Origin of the sequence: Chryseobacterium sp. C39-AII1 (assembly GCF_039672645.1) — a bacterium.
Taxonomy (GTDB): domain Bacteria; phylum Bacteroidota; class Bacteroidia; order Flavobacteriales; family Weeksellaceae; genus Chryseobacterium.
The window spans coordinates 440616-460384 of the sequence record NZ_JBDFPQ010000001.1 but is presented as its reverse complement, the minus strand read 5'-3'; the positions used below and the strand labels follow the sequence as shown (position 1 = coordinate 460384).

Annotated in this window: 14 protein-coding genes and 1 tRNA gene; 14 read left to right on the top strand and 1 reads right to left on the bottom strand. The window is 33.5% G+C overall.

Annotated features, from left to right (window positions below):
* Window positions 1-4: 4 nt before the first annotated feature.
* The 11 genes from ABEG63_RS01855 to ABEG63_RS01805 all read left to right on the top strand — a co-directional run bounded on the left by ABEG63_RS01855 (window position 5) and on the right by ABEG63_RS01805 (window position 14655).
* Complete coding sequence (locus ABEG63_RS01855; RefSeq protein ID WP_312388939.1) at window positions 5-166, top strand: hypothetical protein; 162 nt, start codon at window positions 5-7, stop codon at window positions 164-166.
* 484 nt (window positions 167-650) lie between these two features.
* Window positions 651-3101: a bifunctional aspartate kinase/homoserine dehydrogenase I gene (thrA, locus tag ABEG63_RS01850; RefSeq protein WP_346582541.1), complete on the top strand. Its 2451-nt coding sequence runs from the start codon at window positions 651-653 to the stop codon at window positions 3099-3101.
* Between the two features lie 10 nt (window positions 3102-3111).
* A complete protein-coding gene (locus ABEG63_RS01845; RefSeq protein ID WP_346582538.1) occupies window positions 3112-4035 on the top strand; it encodes a homoserine kinase in 924 nt (307 codons plus the stop codon).
* Window positions 4036-4223: 188 nt separating this feature from the next.
* Window positions 4224-5528 (top strand): threonine synthase, encoded by a 1305-nt coding sequence (thrC, locus tag ABEG63_RS01840; RefSeq protein WP_346582536.1) that lies wholly within the window; start codon window positions 4224-4226, stop codon window positions 5526-5528.
* A 7-nt stretch (window positions 5529-5535) separates the two neighbouring features.
* Complete coding sequence (folB, locus tag ABEG63_RS01835; protein WP_346582535.1) at window positions 5536-5904, top strand: dihydroneopterin aldolase; 369 nt, start codon at window positions 5536-5538, stop codon at window positions 5902-5904.
* Between the two features lie 36 nt (window positions 5905-5940).
* On the top strand, window positions 5941-7305 hold the full coding sequence (locus ABEG63_RS01830) for a DUF4403 family protein (RefSeq protein WP_346582533.1): 1365 nt from the start codon (window positions 5941-5943) through the stop codon (window positions 7303-7305).
* Between the two features lie 23 nt (window positions 7306-7328).
* On the top strand, window positions 7329-7829 hold the full coding sequence (locus ABEG63_RS01825; RefSeq protein ID WP_267401975.1) for an RDD family protein: 501 nt from the start codon (window positions 7329-7331) through the stop codon (window positions 7827-7829).
* Between the two features lie 59 nt (window positions 7830-7888).
* Window positions 7889-7959: transfer RNA gene (locus tag ABEG63_RS01820), tRNA-Cys, on the top strand.
* A 598-nt stretch (window positions 7960-8557) separates the two neighbouring features.
* Window positions 8558-8698: a hypothetical protein gene (locus tag ABEG63_RS01815; protein WP_312388949.1), complete on the top strand. Its 141-nt coding sequence runs from the start codon at window positions 8558-8560 to the stop codon at window positions 8696-8698.
* Window positions 8699-9121: 423 nt separating this feature from the next.
* On the top strand, window positions 9122-9394 hold the full coding sequence (locus ABEG63_RS01810) for a hypothetical protein (RefSeq protein ID WP_346582530.1): 273 nt from the start codon (window positions 9122-9124) through the stop codon (window positions 9392-9394).
* A 719-nt stretch (window positions 9395-10113) separates the two neighbouring features.
* On the top strand, window positions 10114-14655 hold the full coding sequence (locus ABEG63_RS01805; protein ID WP_346582528.1) for a fibronectin type III domain-containing protein: 4542 nt from the start codon (window positions 10114-10116) through the stop codon (window positions 14653-14655).
* A gap of 991 nt (window positions 14656-15646) precedes the next feature.
* On the opposite strand, the gene ABEG63_RS01800 is transcribed toward ABEG63_RS01805, so the two are convergent.
* A complete protein-coding gene (locus ABEG63_RS01800; protein WP_346582526.1) occupies window positions 15647-16078 on the bottom strand; it encodes a hypothetical protein in 432 nt (143 codons plus the stop codon).
* A gap of 345 nt (window positions 16079-16423) precedes the next feature.
* On the opposite strand from ABEG63_RS01800, the gene ABEG63_RS01795 reads away from it, so the two are divergent.
* From ABEG63_RS01795 to aroC, 3 genes are read left to right on the top strand one after another with little or no spacing between them, the layout of a single operon-like run.
* Window positions 16424-16963: a YMGG-like glycine zipper-containing protein gene (locus tag ABEG63_RS01795; protein WP_267401980.1), complete on the top strand. Its 540-nt coding sequence runs from the start codon at window positions 16424-16426 to the stop codon at window positions 16961-16963.
* A gap of 55 nt (window positions 16964-17018) precedes the next feature.
* The gene (locus ABEG63_RS01790; RefSeq protein WP_346582524.1) at window positions 17019-18647 is read left to right on the top strand and encodes a hypothetical protein; all 1629 of its coding nucleotides are present in this window, start codon (window positions 17019-17021) and stop codon (window positions 18645-18647) included.
* Between the two features lie 50 nt (window positions 18648-18697).
* Window positions 18698-19768, top strand: a complete 1071-nt coding sequence (gene aroC, locus ABEG63_RS01785; protein ID WP_346582522.1) for a chorismate synthase — start codon at window positions 18698-18700, stop codon at window positions 19766-19768.
* The last annotated feature ends 1 nt before the right edge of the window (window position 19769 follow it).

The window sequence follows — 19769 nt, the reverse complement described above, 5'->3', positions numbered from 1 at the left end:
CAACATGAAAAATTTAAAGAAATTAGACAGAAAAAGTCTTAAACAAGTAAATGGAGGAAGTGGAATTTGCAATTTAAATTGTGAAATTCACGAGACCTGCGGACAAGGTTGTAACGGACAACTAATTTGTGTTCCGCGAGGTCATTATATTCCCGAAAATTGCTAAAATAAAGGCTGCCAAGATTTTTTTGGCAGCCTATTTAATTAACCTCCCGACGAGTAGCAATAATCTCATCACACCAAAATATACTACAATATGAAATAGGAGGAGCAAATCCCCCAATAATATGTTTTAGTGAGTTCTATTAAGTTATTTGAACTTTTTTCATAATGACCTGATTTAGTTTATTTTATAAAGATACAATATTTAAATAAATCACACGAAAATGATAAAAATATTTCTTTCTTAAAAAAATTGTCATTTCAAAATAATTTGTACATTTGTTCTGTAACAATGAATTTTTTAAGAAACATATCTAAAATTTCAACTCCGAATTTCTCTATTTCGGAAGGAAATTTTGTTTCTATTATTGCTACAACAACTACGATTACCCCATAACGGGGTCTATTTTCACATATCATTATACGCTTGCGTACTCTTTTTTCTAAAGAGTAAAAATTTCAATTTTCTATCACTAAAATTTTAAATAATGAAAGTTTTAAAATTTGGCGGAACTTCGGTCGCCAACGCTCAAAACATATTGCTTGTTGAAAATATCATAAAAAAAGAAGCCTCTGAAAATAAAATAATCGTTGTAGTTTCAGCACTTCACGGAGTTACAGATCAACTGATAAAAGCGGCAGAAAGTGCCTCTCAAAAAGATGAAAACTATATTGAAATCATTAAAAATCTTGAAGAAAAACATTTAAATGTTGTTAAAGAATTAATCCCAGTTTTAGAACAAAGTTCTTGGCTGAGTTTTGCAAAAAAACATTTTAATGATATTGAAGACATCTGCAACGGAATTTTTGTTTTAGGTGAATTTACCAATAGAATAAAAGACAAAATCACATCTTATGGTGAATTTCTTTCATCTCGTATTATTGCTGCTAAACTAAAATTTGAAGGATTGGATATCCATTGGATGAATTCTTCAGAACAGATTTTGACTAATAGCAATTTCACAAACGCAAAAGTAAATTTTGAACGAACTGAACAAAATTTTAGAAAATATTTAAATGAAAATCAACATCAGATTATCATTGCTCCCGGATTTATTGCTCAAGATGAAAAAGGAAATCCGACAACTTTAGGACGAGGTGGTTCCGATTTTACAGCTTCGATTATCGCCTCAGCCATCAATGCCGATGAACTTCAGATTTGGACAGACGTAAGCGGAATGATGACCTCCGATCCAAGATTGGTTTCCAATGCAAAACCCATTGCCGAAATTTCATATTCCGAAGCCATGGAACTTTCGCATTTCGGAGCAAAAGTTTTGTACCCGCCTACCCTTCAACCAGTAATGGTTAAAAATATTGATTTAAAAATTAAAAATACTTTTGAACCAGAAGCATTCGGAACATTAATTTCTCATCAATTAGAAAAGCAAAATTTTGAAAATCAACAGATTGCTGTTGGAATTTCGAATATGAGTAACATCGCTTTATTGACTTTAGAAGGAAGTGGAATGATTGGAATTCCCGGATTTTCGGCAAAATTATTTCAATGTTTAAGCAATGAAAAGGTGAATGTTATTCTCATCACTCAAAGTTCATCAGAACATTCTATCACAGTTGCTATTCATGAAAAAGATGTTTTTAATGCAAAAAATGCTATTGATTTTGTTTTTGAAGATGATTTAAAACTAAAAAGAGTCGAACCTGTAAAAATTGAAAAAAATCTTTCCATTGTTGCCTTGGTTGGAGAAAATATGAAAAGCAGAAGCGGCGTGAGCGCAAAAATGTTCGGCTGTCTGGGAAATAACGGAATTAACATCAGAGCCATTGCGCAAGGTTCTTCGGAGAAAAATATCAGCATTGTGATTTCAGAAAAAGACACGAAAAAAGCAGTGAATGTTTTGCATGAAGAATTTTTTGAATCAGAAATAAAGCAAGTTCATCTTTATATATGCGGAACAGGAAATGTGGGAATGAAATTAATTCAGCAAATCTACGATCAGAACGAATATCTTAAAGAAAATCTTTTGATTAATTTAAGAATTGTAGGACTTTCTAACAGCCGGAAAATGATTTTCTCAGATAAAGGAATTTCAGAAAATGAATTGGAAAATTTTAATAAAAATGGTGAAGATGCTTCTGTGGAAAAGTTTGCTCAGGAAATTATTTCAAGAAACTTAAGAAACTCAATTTTTGTTGATGTGACCGCCAATTCAGATATTCCAAATATTTATAAAAAATTGCTAAAAAAGAGTGTAAATATTGTCGCTTGTAACAAAATCGCAGCTTCATCAGATTTTGAAAACTATAAAAATTTAAAAAATATTGCCCGAAATCACAGCTGCAAATTTTTCTTTGAAACAAACGTTGGTGCCGGACTTCCCATCATCGGAACTATTAATGATCTGATGAGAAGTGGTGATAAAATTACGTCTATTCAAGCAGTTTTGAGTGGAACTTTAAATTTTGTTTTTAATAATTACGATAGCAAACAAACCTTTTCGGAAGTTGTTCTTCAGGCACAAAAAGAAGGCTATACAGAACCTGATCCAAGATTGGACTTAGCCGGAACAGATGTTGCAAGAAAAATTTTAATTCTCGCGAGAGAAGCAGGTTATTCATTGGAATTTAATGAAATTGAAAATGAAAGTTTTCTTCCTGAAGAATGTATGAAAGGCAGCGTAGAAGATTTTTACAACGCTCTTTTGAAATATGAAAGTCATTTTAAAAATTTACTGGATAATGCCAAAAAGGATGGAAAAATTTTAAAATATGTTGCTGAATTTAATGAAGGAAAAGCTAAAGTCGGTTTACAGCATATTGCTCCTGAAAGCGATCTTTATCATCTGTATGGAAAAGACAATATTGTTATTTTTAAAACCTTGCGATATTCTGAACAACCATTAGTAGTAAAAGGAGCCGGTGCCGGTGCAGAAGTTACGGCAAGTGGAGTTTTCGCAGATATTGTTCGTTCAGTTTAAAATTTTAATTATGAAAAAAATAAAATTACAAGTTCCAGCAACCGTCGCCAATTTGGTTTGTGGATTCGATATTTTGGGAATGGCCATTCATGAACCGTTTGATGAAATGGAGTTGAGACTATTAGAAACCCCAGAAATTATTATAAAACATACAGACGGTTTCGGATTGCCCGAAGAGCCATCACAAAATGTTGCCGGAGTTGTTTTATTGAAAATTCAGGAACATCTGCAATTAAAAAATGGCTTTGAAGTCATTATCAATAAGAAAATAAAACCAGGAAGCGGATTGGGTTCGAGTGCAGCAAGTGCAGCCGGAACAGCAGTTGGGGCTAATGAATTATTAGGCAACATTTTATCTAAAGAAGAATTGGTTTATTTCGCAATGTTTGGAGAAGAATTAGCTTCTGGAGTGAAACATGCGGATAATATTGCGCCCTGCATCTATGGTGGAATAACTTTAGTTAAATCTTCTGATCCTGTTGATATTATTCCTTTGAATTCTCCTGATTTATGGGTGACAGCAGTTCATCCGCAGGTTGAGGTAAAAACTTCTGATGCAAGGCAGATTTTGAAGAAAACTCTACTGTTAAAGGATGCGATAGAACAATGGGGAAACATTGCCGGATTGGTAGCCGGAATTCAGAAAAATGATTTTGGATTGATTGGCAGAAGTTTAAATGACGTGATTGTAGAGCCTGTCCGAAGTATTTTGATTCCGAAATTTAATGAAGTCAAAGAAAAAAGCTTGGAATTAGGCGCTTTAGGTGGCGGCATTTCGGGCTCGGGACCATCGATTTTTATGCTTTCAGAAAAAGAAGAAACTGCACAGAATATTGCTAAAATGATGAAATCTGCTTATGATGAAATCAACATTGAAAGCTTTGTGTATGTTTCAAAAATAAATCCGTCAGGAATCAAAGTTATTGAAGATTAATTCTATACTTAATTCATTTAAACATTAAGAAGTTTAGAAATTTACAAACTTAAAAAGAGTTTTTTAAGGAATTTGACTTCGTCAAATAATAAGCATTCCGCTAAAAAACATCAAAGATGTTTCCTTAATTAATCTTAAATCCTTATAAAGTCTTAATGTTAAAAAAATTATTCACAAAATATAACCCAATGAAATACTATAATTTAAAAGATAAAGAAGAAGTTGTTGATTTCAAAACTGCAACTATAAAAGGTCAAGGAAAAGAAAAAGGGCTGTTTTTTCCTGAATATATTCCACAATTTGATACAGATTTTATTGAAAATTTAGATCAATATTCCGATGAAGAAATTGCTTTTCGATGTATGAAAGATTTTGTGGGAGACGAAATTCCATCAGAAATTTTAAAAGAAATCGTTTCAGAAACTATCAATTTTGAAATTCCTTTGAAAAAAATCAATGAAAATATCTATTCTTTAGAACTTTTTCATGGATCGACTTTGGCTTTTAAAGATGTTGGTGCAAGATTTATGAGTCGCTGTATTTCTTATTTTTTAAAAGATGAAAATAAAAAAGTAACCGTCTTGGTTGCCACTTCCGGAGACACAGGAGGTGCGGTCGCCAATGGATTTTATAAAACAGAAAATATTGATGTTGTGATACTTTACCCTAAAAATCGGGTAAGTGAAGTTCAGGAAAAACAATTGACCGCTTTGGGTGAAAATATTTTTGCTTTGGAAGTTGGCGGCAGTTTTGATGATTGTCAAAATTTAGTAAAACAGGCTTTTGCAGATGACGAAATCAATTCAACTTTATTCTTGACTTCGGCGAATTCTATTAATGTGGCAAGATGGCTTCCTCAGCAGATTTATTATTTGTTAGCTTTAAAACAATGGCAGAAATTGGAAAAAGAAAATCCTGTGATTTGTGTTCCAAGTGGGAATTTCGGGAATATTTGTGCAGGAATTTTAGCACATTTCAGAGGACTTCCTGCTGAACATTTTATTGCTGCCTGTAATGAAAATGATGTAGTTCCTCAGTATTTAAAAACTCAAAAATTAGAACCTAAAGAAACGATTGCTACCCTTTCGAATGCGATGGATGTTGGTAATCCGAGTAATTTTGTAAGAATTCTGGAGCTTTTTGAAAATGAATTTCAAAATTTGCAACATACAATTTCTGGTTATTCTATTAATAATGAGGAAACTTTACACATAATTCGTGAGGTTTATGAAAAAGATAATTATTTATTGGAACCTCACGGGGCCGTTGCTTATGCAGCCTTGGAAAAATATTTAACGGAAAATCCAGATAAAAAAGGATTTATTTTGGAAACCGCACATCCTGTAAAATTTCCTGATGCCGTAGAAAAAGCGACCAATATTAAAATTGAGTTACCTGAATCATTACAAGATTTAATGAAAAAAGATAAAAAAAGTATAGAAATAGCTCCCGATTTTGAAGAATTAAAACGATTTTTGCTTAATAAAAATTAAAGAAAATATGAGCAAGATTTATCTTGAAGACGTAAAAATATATGCTTATCACGGAGTTCTGCCTGAAGAAAATATTATCGGAACCTATTATATTCTGAATGTGGAACTTCACACCGATCTGTGGAAAGCCGCAGAATCTGATGATTTGAATGACACCATCAGCTATGCAGATATCAACGATATTATTCATGATGAAATGAAAATCAACTCTAAATTACTGGAACATGTTGCTGGAAGAATCATTTCTAAAATTCATGAAAAATTTTCGCAGATTGATTATATTAAATTAAAAATAACCAAGACCTCCCCTCCGATGAAAGGAGAAATGAAAGGAGCCAGCGTTGAACTTGAACAAAGTTTTAAACCTGAAAATTAAAATTATTATTACTTTCGCTTATTAAAACATAAAGACTTGAAATTCATCAAAATATTATTTCTATTTGCTTTTGCCTGTGTTTTCGGGCAAACAAGTGTGAGTACGCAGCCGAATCCGTATAATTTTCCGAAAATAAAATCCAATATTACAATGCCTGTGACCATTCCCCTTTCGGAGATCAGCAATATGATCAATGCTTCGGTGGGCGACCTTATTTATCAGGATGATTCTTATACTGATAATAATAACGATCAGTTTAAGGTAAAAGTCTGGAAAACCCGAGCTATACGTCTTGTGGGAGGAACGAATAATAATTTATTAATCGAAGTTCCGCTTAAGATTTGGGCTGAAAAAGGTATTGGAACCTTGGGCGTTTACAGCTATCAGAATACAACGTTTGAAACGGTGATGTCTTTCAACACGACCTTAAATTTCAAAAATAACTGGACGATTGCCACTAAAACCCAACCCAACGGTTTCAGATGGGTGACCAAGCCGGTGCTTGATTTCGGGAGAATTCAGATTCCGATTACTTCTTTGGTGGAAAAAAGTTTGAAGGAACAGCAGGTGAAATTTAGCCAGACCATTGATCAGCAAATGGCGACACAGCTTAATTTTCAAAAATATGCGGTGATGGCATGGAATGTTTTTTCACAACCTTTCAATATTTCGGAAGAATATAATACGTGGTTGAAAGTGACGCCGATTGCTGTGAATATTACACCATTGAAATTTTATGGAAATCAGATCAATACCAACTTAGGAATTGACGTATACTCTGAAACCTTTACAGGAGCGAAACCAGCAGCTTCTCCAACAATAAATTCTGCGGCGAATTTTAATTTTTCACAGAATTTGGCAGATCAGTTTTCACTTCAGACGACAGCGAATATTCCTTTCACCGAAGCTAGCAATATTGCAAGGCAAACTTTTTTGAATAAAGAATTTGATATTCAGAACTCAAAGGTAAAAATAACGGATATTCGCGTCTACGGAATTGATGATAAAATTATGATTGAAGCCCAAACAGAAGGTTATATTAAAGGAACCGCGATTATTTCGGGAATTCCGATATATGATGAAACGAAAAGGAAAATTGTGTTGTCGAATACAAAATTCAAGCTGAAAACGATGAATATTTTACATAAAACGGCTTCGGTTTTGTTTCAGGGGAAAATTGTAAAGATGATTGAGCAGGAATACGGAATTCCGACTCAGGAATTAGAAGAAAATGCTAAAAAAAGTATTGAAGATGCATTTAACAAAGAATATTATAAAGGGTTAAAAATGAACGGCAGAGTTTTCAATTTAAAGCCCTCTAAAATACTTTTAACCTCAACAGGAATCACTGCTGTGATTGATACTAATGCTTCTTTAAAATTATTATTAAACGGAATGTAAAAACTTAAAACTAATAACTAAACATGAGAAAATATTTAAAAATTGTTCACAACAATCAAGCGTCAAAAGGCAGCAGGTTTGCCAATTATCTAATAGATATCATTGCAATATCTGTTATCAACCTCATTTTATCAACTGCAAGTATTCTACTTTATAATATGACTTCTATTAATTTCTTTTACTTTTATAATAACGGAGGATTTTTATGGGAATACCTCAGCGGAAGTTTTGTCATATTAATTTATTATTATTTGTGGGAAAGCTTAACCGACGGTCGATCTCTTGGGAAGCTCGTTACTAATACAAAAGTAATTAGCATAGATGGTGAAAAACCAACAAGACAGCAAATACTTTATAGGTGTTTATCTAGAGTTGTACCGTTTGATGCTATTTCATTTTTAGGAGGTGGCAATGGTTGGCACGACAACTGGAGCGACACCAACGTGATTAATATTAAAAATTATGAAGCTGAAATTCAGATAAAAAGCGAAATCGACAGCTTGGGTACTAAAGAAATTGCATGAAAAAATTTGGTTGAATAAAGAATTTTACTATATTTGCACACCTCAAAAATGGTAAAAACGGTGCTTTGGCCGAGCGGCTAGGCAGTGGTCTGCAACACCATCTACAGCGGTTCGAATCCGCTAGGCACCTCTTAGCCTTTCTATAATATACCGAATTTCGGTTATTTATAGAGAGGCTTTTTTATTGTGTGTCAACATTTGTGTCTATTTGCTTACTATGTTTCCCGATATTTTCCCGATAAATGATTTTTTAATTACATCTGTTGTTGTCTTTTTATAAAGTTTATTCTAAGAAAAAAATGGATCAGTTACAAAACTAGGATACTACGCAAAAGTTTGTATCCATAAAGTTTGTCATCCCCGTAGAGATATCAGTATAATATTCGAAAACAAGACTAGAAAAATTCTTTATTTTCTCTCTAACGCTATCGATCGCTAAAGCTTTGTATCCTATTTTAAATATTTAGGTCGCAATGGCGTCCTACTCAGCAAATGATAGCAATATTCAATTTGCTTAACTGTAAAAATTCAAAGCCTTAAACTTTGAACTTTAAACTTTTAACACAAAGCCCACAAAGTTTTATGATTATGACATGTTTTAAGTTTTACAAAGCCGTTCCACTTATAAAAGACAATAAAAAGTTGATCTACTTTCTCCCTAAGTTTTGAGATTGGGTCAATTTTAAATTCGATCTTTTTGTATATTAGGAAGATCTAACAACAATATTATGAATTACAAAGTATTACACAACTTATTTTTAGATTCTTTAGAACAAGAAGTTAACGAATACATCCTTCAAGGATGGCGCGCAAAAGGAGGAATTGTGGTTACAGATAAAGGATTTTATCAGGCCATTTCAAAAGTATAACAATTTTTCTATATTTTCTTAAAGCACAATTTAATGACGTTTTTTTATAGTGATTATTACACAAAATCCTCAACCGAAGCCAAGGATTAAAATTTGAAAGATATTATAATAAAGTGTTGTTCTATCATATTCAACCACTATGCCAGTCAAGGTTATATTCATGTAAAAATGAATTTTTGTGGTATTTTTTATCTACAAATATTTTTTTATATAATTTTTTTAAATCAAAATAAGAAAAGTACACAAACAAAACAACCTCCTGAGAACAGGAGGTCATAAAAACACAAATGATGAAAAAAAACGTCTCTTAGTAAGAGACATTGCAAATATACGAAAAAAAAACCTAATTAGTGAATACTATGCTTTAAATCATAATATAAAGTTTAGCATATTAATAATTTTATCGCACACAAAATTATTAATATGACGATTATAACTATTGAAACCACAAGTATTAAAATCTGTAAAAACAGTGGCAGCTATCTAAAAAAAGACAATTTACACATTTTAAACATCTATCATTTCCTAATGAGCATCGGAAAAAATGCTTTTAAAAAGATTGAATTTAATTTTGATACAGAAAGAAAAATTTTCTATGTAAAAGATGTAAGGGGGCAAATTTTCCCGGATTATTATAACTTTATTTCAGAGGTAGAAAACAGCAGATACAATTACTTATTTGATTTCGACTATTAAAAACAAAAAAAATCCTCAGACTTCTCTGAGGATAAAAACTAATAACCATGAAAACTCAAATTAAACATGAGTTACATAACTACATTGAAAAATTGTGCCAATTTTATTTCAAATTCCCACTTTAAGAATATTTTAATAAATTTTAAATATTTTTAATAAAAAATTAACCTTTGAAATCAGTTTTCAAACTAAAAAATTCTTGGGCAGTACATAATTCTATCTATTTCTTCGACGATACAATTTATCTTAATAAGTGAACCTGATTTATCACAATGGCAATTTTTCGATACTAAACAAATTTGAATGATTAGAAATGATTAAGCGTATTTTATGATTTTTTTTGAAAGAAAACAAAATACATCAATATTATTTCAATTGAAAATATAGTAAAATACAAGCTGTTTTTATCATAATTCTTCAATCCCAATTTCGGGAATCATTTATAAGAAATGGATACCTGTTTAGTCCAAACAAGATATAAAACACTGAATATAAAATCATTAAACAACAGAAATAAATTACCGATTAAGCGTTTGTTTAAATTCTCACAAATATTAGACTTAAAAAATTAATGTTAATCCCGCTTTTAGATAACAATTTCAATAATTTTCAACCAGAAAGATTTATAAATTTTACAAAAAAAACCTCGCCACGTATACTAAAAATAAGTAAAAAACGATTTAAATTTGTAAGATTAATATAAATAACAACAACAACTTATGAAGAAACTCTCTACTATTTTAGTACTTCTTCTGTGCCTTCTTGACATTGGACTCGTCCCCAATGCCTATGGTCAGGCCACATCATTACCGTACAGTCAGGACTTTTCTACAGCCAACGACTTTACTTTTGTAAACGGAACGCAAACCAATGTTTGGTACTATGGTACCGTAGCCGGTAACCCTGGTGGTTCTATTTACATTACGAACAACGGCGGAACTGCGAATGCATATTCTACAGGTAGTACATCTGTATCTCATGCATACAAAGATTTTACAATTCCGGCGGGATCTACTTTGGCTACCTTTATGTTTGATTGGAAAGCCAATGGTGAAAGTACATACGATTATTTAAGAGTTTGGATGGTTCCAAGCACTTATACTCCAACTGCAGGTACTGCTATTACTTCAGGTGGTGGAAGAATTCAGGTTGGAGGATACTTCAATCAGGTGACGACTTGGCAATCGTATACAAATTACGCTCTAAACGTAAGTACTTTTGCAGGAAATACGATGCGTCTTGTTTACGAATGGACGAATGACGACTTATTTGGAACGCAGCCGCCGGCAGCAGTGGATAATATTTCATTATTAATTCCAACTTGTTTCCAGCCTTCTGCACCAGCAACTTCTGCAATTGGGCCTAACACTGCAACGATTGGTTGGACAGCACCAACAACAGCACCAGGAAACGGATACGAGTATTATTTATCTACAACGAATACTGCGCCTACAGCAGCTACAACAGGAACAGCAGCTCCTGTAACATCAGCAGTTTTACCTTCGTTAACACCAAGTACAACTTACTATTGGTGGGTACGTTCAGTTTGTAGTGCAACAGACAAGAGTGTTTGGCTTTCGGGAGGAAACTTCAGCACAACACAGATTCCTGCTCCGTTACCTTATTCACAAGACTTTACAACAAGTAATGATTTTGGATTTACAAACGGAACTTATACAAACAAATGGAATTACGGAACGGCAACGGGTAACACCGGAGGTTCTCTTTATATTTCAAATAATAACGGAACGGCTAATGCTTATACGATAACAAGTGAAGCTACAGTACATGCCTACAGAGATATTACAATTCCTGCAGGAGCAACAACAGCTATCTTCTCTTACGACTGGAAAGGACAAGGAGAAAGTACTTATGACTATTTAAAAGTATGGTTGGTTCCAACTACTTATACACCAACTGCAGGTACATTAATTACAACAGGAGGTGGAAGAATTCAGGTAGGTGCAGATTATATCAACTTACAAGGTTCTTGGCAAAATTATATGAACCCAACGCTTAACATCAGTAGCTTCGCAGGAACTACCATGCGTTTGGTATTCCAGTGGAGAAATGATGGAAGTGGCGGAACACAGCCTCCGATTGCGGTGGATAATGTGAATTTATATATTCCAACTTGTAATGTGCCTACAGCGCTTACAGTAAATTCTCAAACTCCAAACGGAGCATCTTTATCTTGGACTGGCCCATCTCCGGCACCAGGAAACGGATACGAATATTATCTTTCTACAACAAACACGGCACCAACAGCTGCAACAGTAGGTACTGCCAATGCAGGAACTACAGCAAACCCTAGTGGTTTAACAGCTTATACTACTTACTATTGGTGGGTGCGTTCTGTTTGTTCAGGGTCTGATAAGAGTCTTTGGATGCCTGGGCCTGCCTTTACAACAGGGCAAATTGGTACAGGAACAGGGGTTACAACTTATCTTCCTGTATATTCTTACTACGGATATAACTATTCTCAACAAATCTATACAAAAGCTGAACTTACAAATGCTGTTGGAAACAACAACTTTATTACAGCGATCAGATTTTATGTAGCTACACCTCAAACACCTCAAGCAAATTATAATGAATGGGTGGTTTATTTAGGACAAACAACGCAAGCTAACTTCGCAACAACTACAAGCTGGGTTCCGCTTTCAGGTTTAACGCAAGTTTATTCAGGAACATTACCTAATATGACTGCAGGTACTTGGGTTGAAATTCCTTTAGCATCACCATTTATTTGGGATGGGAACAGCAATATTGTTGTTGCAGTTGACGAAAATTCAACAGGATATTCTGGTTCAGCAGCAAGTTGGGGAGGTTACACAGCTGGCGCAAACAGAGGTATTCTTTATTATGCAGATGGAACCAATCCAGATCCTGCAAGCCCGCCAACGGCAAGCAGCAGATATTCTGACATTCCTAGAATTCAGTTTAAAGGAGAACCTTTATTAGCGTGTACTACAAACCCGCCAAGCAACATTGCGATGGGTGCAGTTACAGCTTCTACAGCTACTGTTACTTGGACACCTGCATTAGGAGCTACTTACAACATCAGATATAGAGTTCAGGGTACAACTGCCTGGACAGCAGCAGGAACTGTAGTTTCTCCAGGAAACAGTATTACCATTCCAGGTTTAACAGAGCAGACGACTTACCAAGTTCAGATTTCTACAACATGTAGTGGTTCTACAGGTGCTTATTCTACTTCTACAGTATTTACAACACCTCCATTAACTTACTGTACAATGACAGGTAATGGAACGAATGATCATATTGCTAATGTTACGGTAACTTCTGCCAACGTAGGATTCTTACCAATGAGCAACACTACGGTTCAGAATAACTATACAAGCTATACTACTCCGGCTACTTTAATCAACCTAGATATTGGATCAATAGGAAACCAGGTTTCTGTTGGTAAAGGCTGGACAGGAACTACACAAAGTGATGCAGTATCTGTTTGGATTGACTTTAACAGAAACGGTACTTTTGAAGCTTCAGAACTTGTTTTGAACTCAGCAGCAAGTACTACAACTCCGGTTGCAGCATATTTTGACGTACCAAATAGTGCATACAACGGACCTTTAACAACTACTATGAGAGTTGTATTAAGACGTACAAGTGCTCCGGTAATGTGCCAAACTCCTGTAGCAAACGGTGAGGTTGAAGATTATGCAGTAAGATTAAGACCATGCTCTACAGTGGTTCCGGCTGCGCCTACATTTACAACAATTACTCACAATTCAGCAGTAGTAAACTGGACGGCAGTAGCAAACGTAACTTATCAGGTAAGATACAGAAAACAAGGGCCACCAGCTGGAGCTTGGGAAACAGCTTATGCTTCAACGCAATTAGCAAACATTCCTTTAACGATTACAAACTTAGATCCTGCAACGATTTATGATGTAGAAATCGCAACAGTTTGTGGAGCTACGGTAGGAACATTCTCTCCTACAACATCATTCTCTACAAGATGTGATCCTACTCCACCAAGCATTACAATCTCTAATATCACAGCTTATTCAGCTACGGTAACTTGGGCACCAGTGGTTCCTAATGCTACGTATATTATGAGATACAGAATTGTAGGAAGTGGAGCTACAGGATGGAGCGCAGATATTGCATTACCAAATGCACCTGCCAACTCTTACGCACTTACAAGTTTAATTCCTTATACATCTTATGAGGTTCAGATTGCCAATCAGTGTGTGGGAGAAACTACTCCAAATCCTTGGTCTAATCCTAAAGTATTTATAACTGAAAGAATTTGTGACTTACCTCCTCCGGGACTTACCATCACAAACATTACTCCTACTACAGCAGCTGTAACTTGGGATCCTTTCCCGGGAGCAAGTTATATCGTGAGATATAGAAAAGTAGGTATTCCGAGCTGGACGAATATTCCTTCAAATACAAACACAGTTGTATTAACAGGATTAATAGAATTAACGAAATATGAAATGCAGGTTGTAAATGTATGTAGCGGAACTCCGGGTACATATACACCTCCATACTTCTTCACTACGCCAACAGTTGTTTACTGCCAAATGCAGTCTGCAAACGGAACAGCGAATTACATTTCAAATGTAACAGTGAAGCCAAATGGCAAGCCGGAAATGATTAATGAGACAACAGGTTCTACTTACTCAGATTATACAGGTGATCCAAAGAAATTCATTGAATTGATTCAAGGTTCTACAGGAAACGAAATTTCAATTTCTAAAAAACTTTCAGGAACAAACAACGATGCAGGAATTGCAGTTTGGATTGATTTCGACAGAAGCGGAACCTTCGATATTAACGAAAGAATCTTCGTGGCAGGTTTAGATCAAAATGAAAAAGTAACAGGTACATTCAATGTTCCGGCAGATGCTTTTGTAAGCTTAACAGACTATAAATATGTAGTAATGAGAGTAGCAATGCAGAAAGGCGGAATCCCTATAAACTGTACAAATTTCCAGGATGGAGAAGTTGAAGATTACACCGTGAGAATTACTAAAAACCCGATTGCTAACCCAACAAACCAAACGGATATTTTAATTTATCCAAACCCGGTAAGCACGATATTGAATGTTAAAAACATTAGCCCAAGAGCTAATTATAAACTTTACAATGCGGGCGGGCAGGTGATCTCAACAGGAGTGATTTTGAACAACAAGATTGATGTAAGTAAATTGATAAACGGAGTGTACGTAATAGACATCGAAGATGTGAAAGGTACGGCTCAGAAAAAGTTCATCAAAGAATAATTATCATATCTAAATAATTAGTAAAGGCTCGGAAAATTTCCGGGCCTTTCTTTTTTATCAAAACTTATAGTGAGATAGATTGGAAACTTCAGGAAAAATAAAATAAATCCGATTATGAAGCTATGTAATAATTTTAGTGAATAGTTAAGTTTGAAACTTTTGAAAAAAACAAAACCTCCCATATGATATGAGAGGTAAAAACACAAATGATGAAAAAAAATTTTCGGGACAAATATAGATATTTTTTCTTAATAAACAGATTTTTCCAGTTATTTTTTATTTGATATTATTATGTAAGTCATTATACCTTATTGTTTAATAAATAAAAATTCCCTTCAACAGGGAATTTCAAAAGTAAAGGTGTGACATATATAAGGACTTTGTGTTCAAGTATATTCAAATTTAATCATATATCCATTTTTATTTTTATGATTCGGGTCATAAAACAAAAAAACCTCCCGAAGGAGGTTAAAAACACAAATGATGAAAAAAAATTATTAATTAGATAAATTAATACCTATCAATTAATTCTCACACAAATATAATTTTAAAACCATAATCAATTTATGATTGGAATCATAAATCAAAACTTAATGAAATATTTTCACAAAAAAAGACAATTAAATTAATAATTGTCTTTTAAAGTAAATTTTGTGTTTGTGTAAATACTACCTGCGATCTCTTTTATACCTTTTCCAATAGGGAATATCAAAACCGTACGTTCGAAAACCATTCCTAAAATTTTTTCTTTTAAGAAGCTGATAATAGCCTAAAAGAACCAGCAGGATTGAAATCAGCATACAAGCAAATTTCATAATAAATGAATAGTCTTCAATCTCCATAGTAAAAATAGCATTAGATAAAATGGGAGAATAAATTTACAATTTATTTCTTGTAAATGTGAATAAAAAACTATTAAATATTTATGAAGATTAAAAATTTTCTCATTAAGTAGGGAAACACAGGAAGTTATAAATCAAACAAAGAAAAACTATTCTTCCCAAGCAATCGGGATATAAATTGTTACATATCCATCAGTATCCACCTGAGCATCTGACACCGTAGAAGTTACCGACCCATATCCTAGCCAACCGCCTTGTCCTTGCATGGCATAAAATTCATACGTTCCTTCAGGAAGACCTTCTGAATAAGCAGGCAACGATTGAAAACCACCACCGTAATAGGTGTCGAAAGTCTCACCAGTTGTGGTATTGGTAGCAACAAAACTTCCAACATCATAATTTCCGGAAAGAACCTTAGTTCCACTTTTTGTCAAAAGACCGTATCTGATTTTATAGGTTTTTGATGCGCTTGCTTCTTTCGAGATCAGATTTTCATTTTTCACAACATCTGTCGTCGTAAAAGAAGTCAACACTGTTGCAAACCCTACTATTGCAAGGCTTTTAATGATTGAAATATTCATAATAATGTAATTTGGTTAATTCAAAAGTAGAAATTTTATATGAATTGAAAGAAAATTCCGGATTAACTCAATGTTACATTCTCAATTCTTTTAAAATTGATTCAAATTTTAAGTTATTATGGTAAACAACTCTGTAAATTAAAAATCAACAAAATATAAACTATAATCGTTTCAAATAATTCAATATAAATAATATATCATATTCAATACATAAAATCAAAAACACATTTTAAGATAATTTTTAATTTTTTAACATTAGTTAACTCTGTTTTGGCTTTATAATTGAAAATACTTACACAATTAAAGGTCATCAAGACTTTTAATTCACTTCTAAAAATTTGAATTATGAAACGTTTAGTGTTAACAGGATTTTTGTCAATATTTTTAATGACAGCCTGTAAAAAAGATGATCAGGTGGCTGAAAGATCTTTGGAGCAACAGAAAATGGAGTTCCAGATGAGACAGCTTGAAATTGAGAAACAGAAACTAGCCATTGAAAAAGAAAAAATGGCTTATGAAGCTCAGAAAAAAGCAGACAGCGTTGTTGAAGCTAAAAAGGCGAAGGAAGCGGCTGCGAGCAATGCTAAACCACAAGTGATAAGAGAAACGAAAACGATATACAGAGATAGAAATTCTTCAAGTTCAAATGGTAATTATGCCGATAACGGAAGCAGCTCTTCCCAAGGCACAACCAAGAAAAAAGGGATGAGTAAAGCCGCGAAAGGTACGATTATTGGTACAGTAGGGGGTGCTGCTGCAGGTGCAATTATTGCTAAGAAAAACAGAGGTCTTGGTGCTGTGATCGGCGGTGTTGTTGGTGGTGCTACAGGTTATACGATCGGTAGAGCCGGCGACAGAAAAGACGGAAGAGTACAACCTAAATAATTTATTATTTTCACAATAACTATAAAAGATTGCTTATTTTTAGGCAATCTTTTTTATGCTGTTACTATTTCTTTCCACCATTGTCATCATTCCGACCTTAATGGGATTGGGGAAAATTTTCACATTTTTTTCTGAGGAGAAAAGTATTTCAAGAAATATTTTAATCGGAATATTAGGTACAAGCTTATTATTAACATTCAAAGCATTTTTCGGAGCTATTGATTTTTATACTGAAATAATTACTTTATCAATAGGATTATTTTTCTTTTTCTACTATAAATTATATAAAGACTTTTATCAATTCTCGAAGAAAGAAATTTTATTATTGAGTACAGTTTCATTAATCATTTTATTCTGTTCTTCATTTCATCCTTATATATTAGATCATTTCGGATATTACGTTCCCACGATAAAATGGTTGAGAGAATTTGGAATGATAAAAGGAATTTCAAACTTAGATCTCACACTTGGACAAATGTCGATCTGGCATATTTTTCAGACCGGATTTTCACATTTTTCAGATCCTTTTTTACGGATGAATGGTATTTTATTAATCATTTATACCATATATGTAATAGAAAAGAAAAGCTGGATTCAACTATGCTTTATTCCGATATTATTACTTTTCTCACAATCGCCAAGTCCTGATTTACCCGTAATTGTTTTTTCACTAATTATTTTAAATGAAATTTTAAAAGAGAATAAAAATATAAACTTCCTCTTTGCATTTTCAGTTTTTGTTTTTGCCATCAAACCAACCATGATTTGGCTTCCGATATTGAGCTTCCTCTACTCTATTTTTATTATTAAATTGAATGTTAAAAATCTAATTCCGGGAAGTTTGATTTTAATTTTATTCTTCCTTAAAAATATATGGACTTTTGGCTATCCCATTTTCCCCGTTGCAATTGGAGATTTAGGAATATCCTGGAAACCCAATCCTGAAGTGTTGAAAATATCTTCGCAGTATGCTGTTTTGAAAACGTATGATATGCAGTATTCTTATTCGAAAATTCAGCAGTTTTCAGATTTTGATTATATTAAAAACTGGCTTTTCTTACACGGAATTAAATCAAAAATTAATATTTTATTTATTCTCAGTCTTTTAATTTTTATCATTTTTACCAATATCAAAAAGAATAAAATCATTACACTTGTTTGCGTTTCAATTATTATCAAAAGCATTTTAGTCTTAGCATTTTCAGCCCAATACAGATTTTTTATCGATGTATTTTTCGTGATTATTTTTGTTCTGTTTTTTCACCTTATTAATCAGAAAAAATCAATTATACTATTTTCAGGTTTAAGTATATTTTTCGTTCTGTTTTTATCACTTCCAAATATTGTTCAAAAATTGGTTCCGAGTTTCAGATTGGGAAATTACATGGCAAAATTCAATAAAGAACAACTTTACAAACCGGCAACTTACGAATACAATCAATATCAAACGTTTAAAGTAGGTAATTTAAAATTCAATGTATCAAAGAATTACCCTTATAATTTTGATACAAAACTTCCGGCAATATCCACAAGTTTTATTTTTGATGATGTAAATGCAAATATTTTTCCGCAATTAATTGATGAAAATAATATTCAAAAAGGATTTATCTGGAAAAATTTAACACCAAAAGAGAAGAAAGAAGCGGAAAAAGTTATCAATAATATCAAAAACAACTATAAATAGAACAAATCCTGAAACTTTATTATCTGAAGAAAAAACGGTAATTTTGTATTATGTTCAATACTTTAGGTAATCTTCTCAGTCTTACAACATTTGGGGAAAGTCACGGTGTGGCTTATGGTGGAATCATCAATAATTTTCCGGCAGGTTTAGCGGTTGATCTCGATAAAGTTCAGTATGAATTAGATCGCAGAAAACCAGGACAATCCGCTATCGTGACACAACGAAAAGAAAGTGACATGGTGAAATTTCTTTCGGGAATTTTTGACGGAAAAACTACGGGAACCCCAATTGGTTTTATCATCGAAAACGAAAATCAGAAATCGAAAGATTATGATCACATCGCGAATTCTTATCGTCCAAGTCATGCCGATTTTACGTACGATCAAAAGTTTGGGATCAGAGATTATCGTGGCGGAGGAAAATCTTCGGCAAGAGAAACTATTAATTGGGTAGTTGCAGGCGCTTTGGCAAAGCAGCTATTATCAAATATTGAAATCAACGCTTATGTCTCTTCTGTAGGCGATATTTTCTGCGAAAAACCCTATCAGGCTTTAGATTTTTCTCAAACAGAAAGCAATGAAGTTCGTTGTCCAGATGCAGAAACTGCAGAGAAAATGATTGCAAGAATCAAAGAGATCAAAAAAGAAGGAAACACGATTGGTGGAACCGTTACCTGCGTAATTAAAAACGTTCCTGTGGGAATTGGTGAACCTGTTTTCTCTAAACTTCAGGCTGAATTGGCAAAAGCAATGCTTAACATTAATGCTGCAAAAGGTTTTGAATATGGAAGCGGATTCTGTGGTGCAAAAATGACAGGAAAAGAACATAATGATCTTTTCAACGAAGATTTTACGACTAAATCTAATCTTTCAGGAGGTATTCAGGGAGGAATTTCCAACGGAATGGATATTTATTTCCGTGTGGCTTTCAAACCTGTGGCTACGATTATCAGACCTCAGGAAAGCATCGATAAAGATGGAAATCCTGTGATTGTGGAAGGAAAAGGCCGCCACGATCCTTGTGTTGTTCCGAGAGCGGTGCCGGTGGTTGAAAGTTTGGCAGCGTTTGTACTGGCAGATTTATTTTTAATTAATAAGACAAGAAATATTAATAATTTTTAAT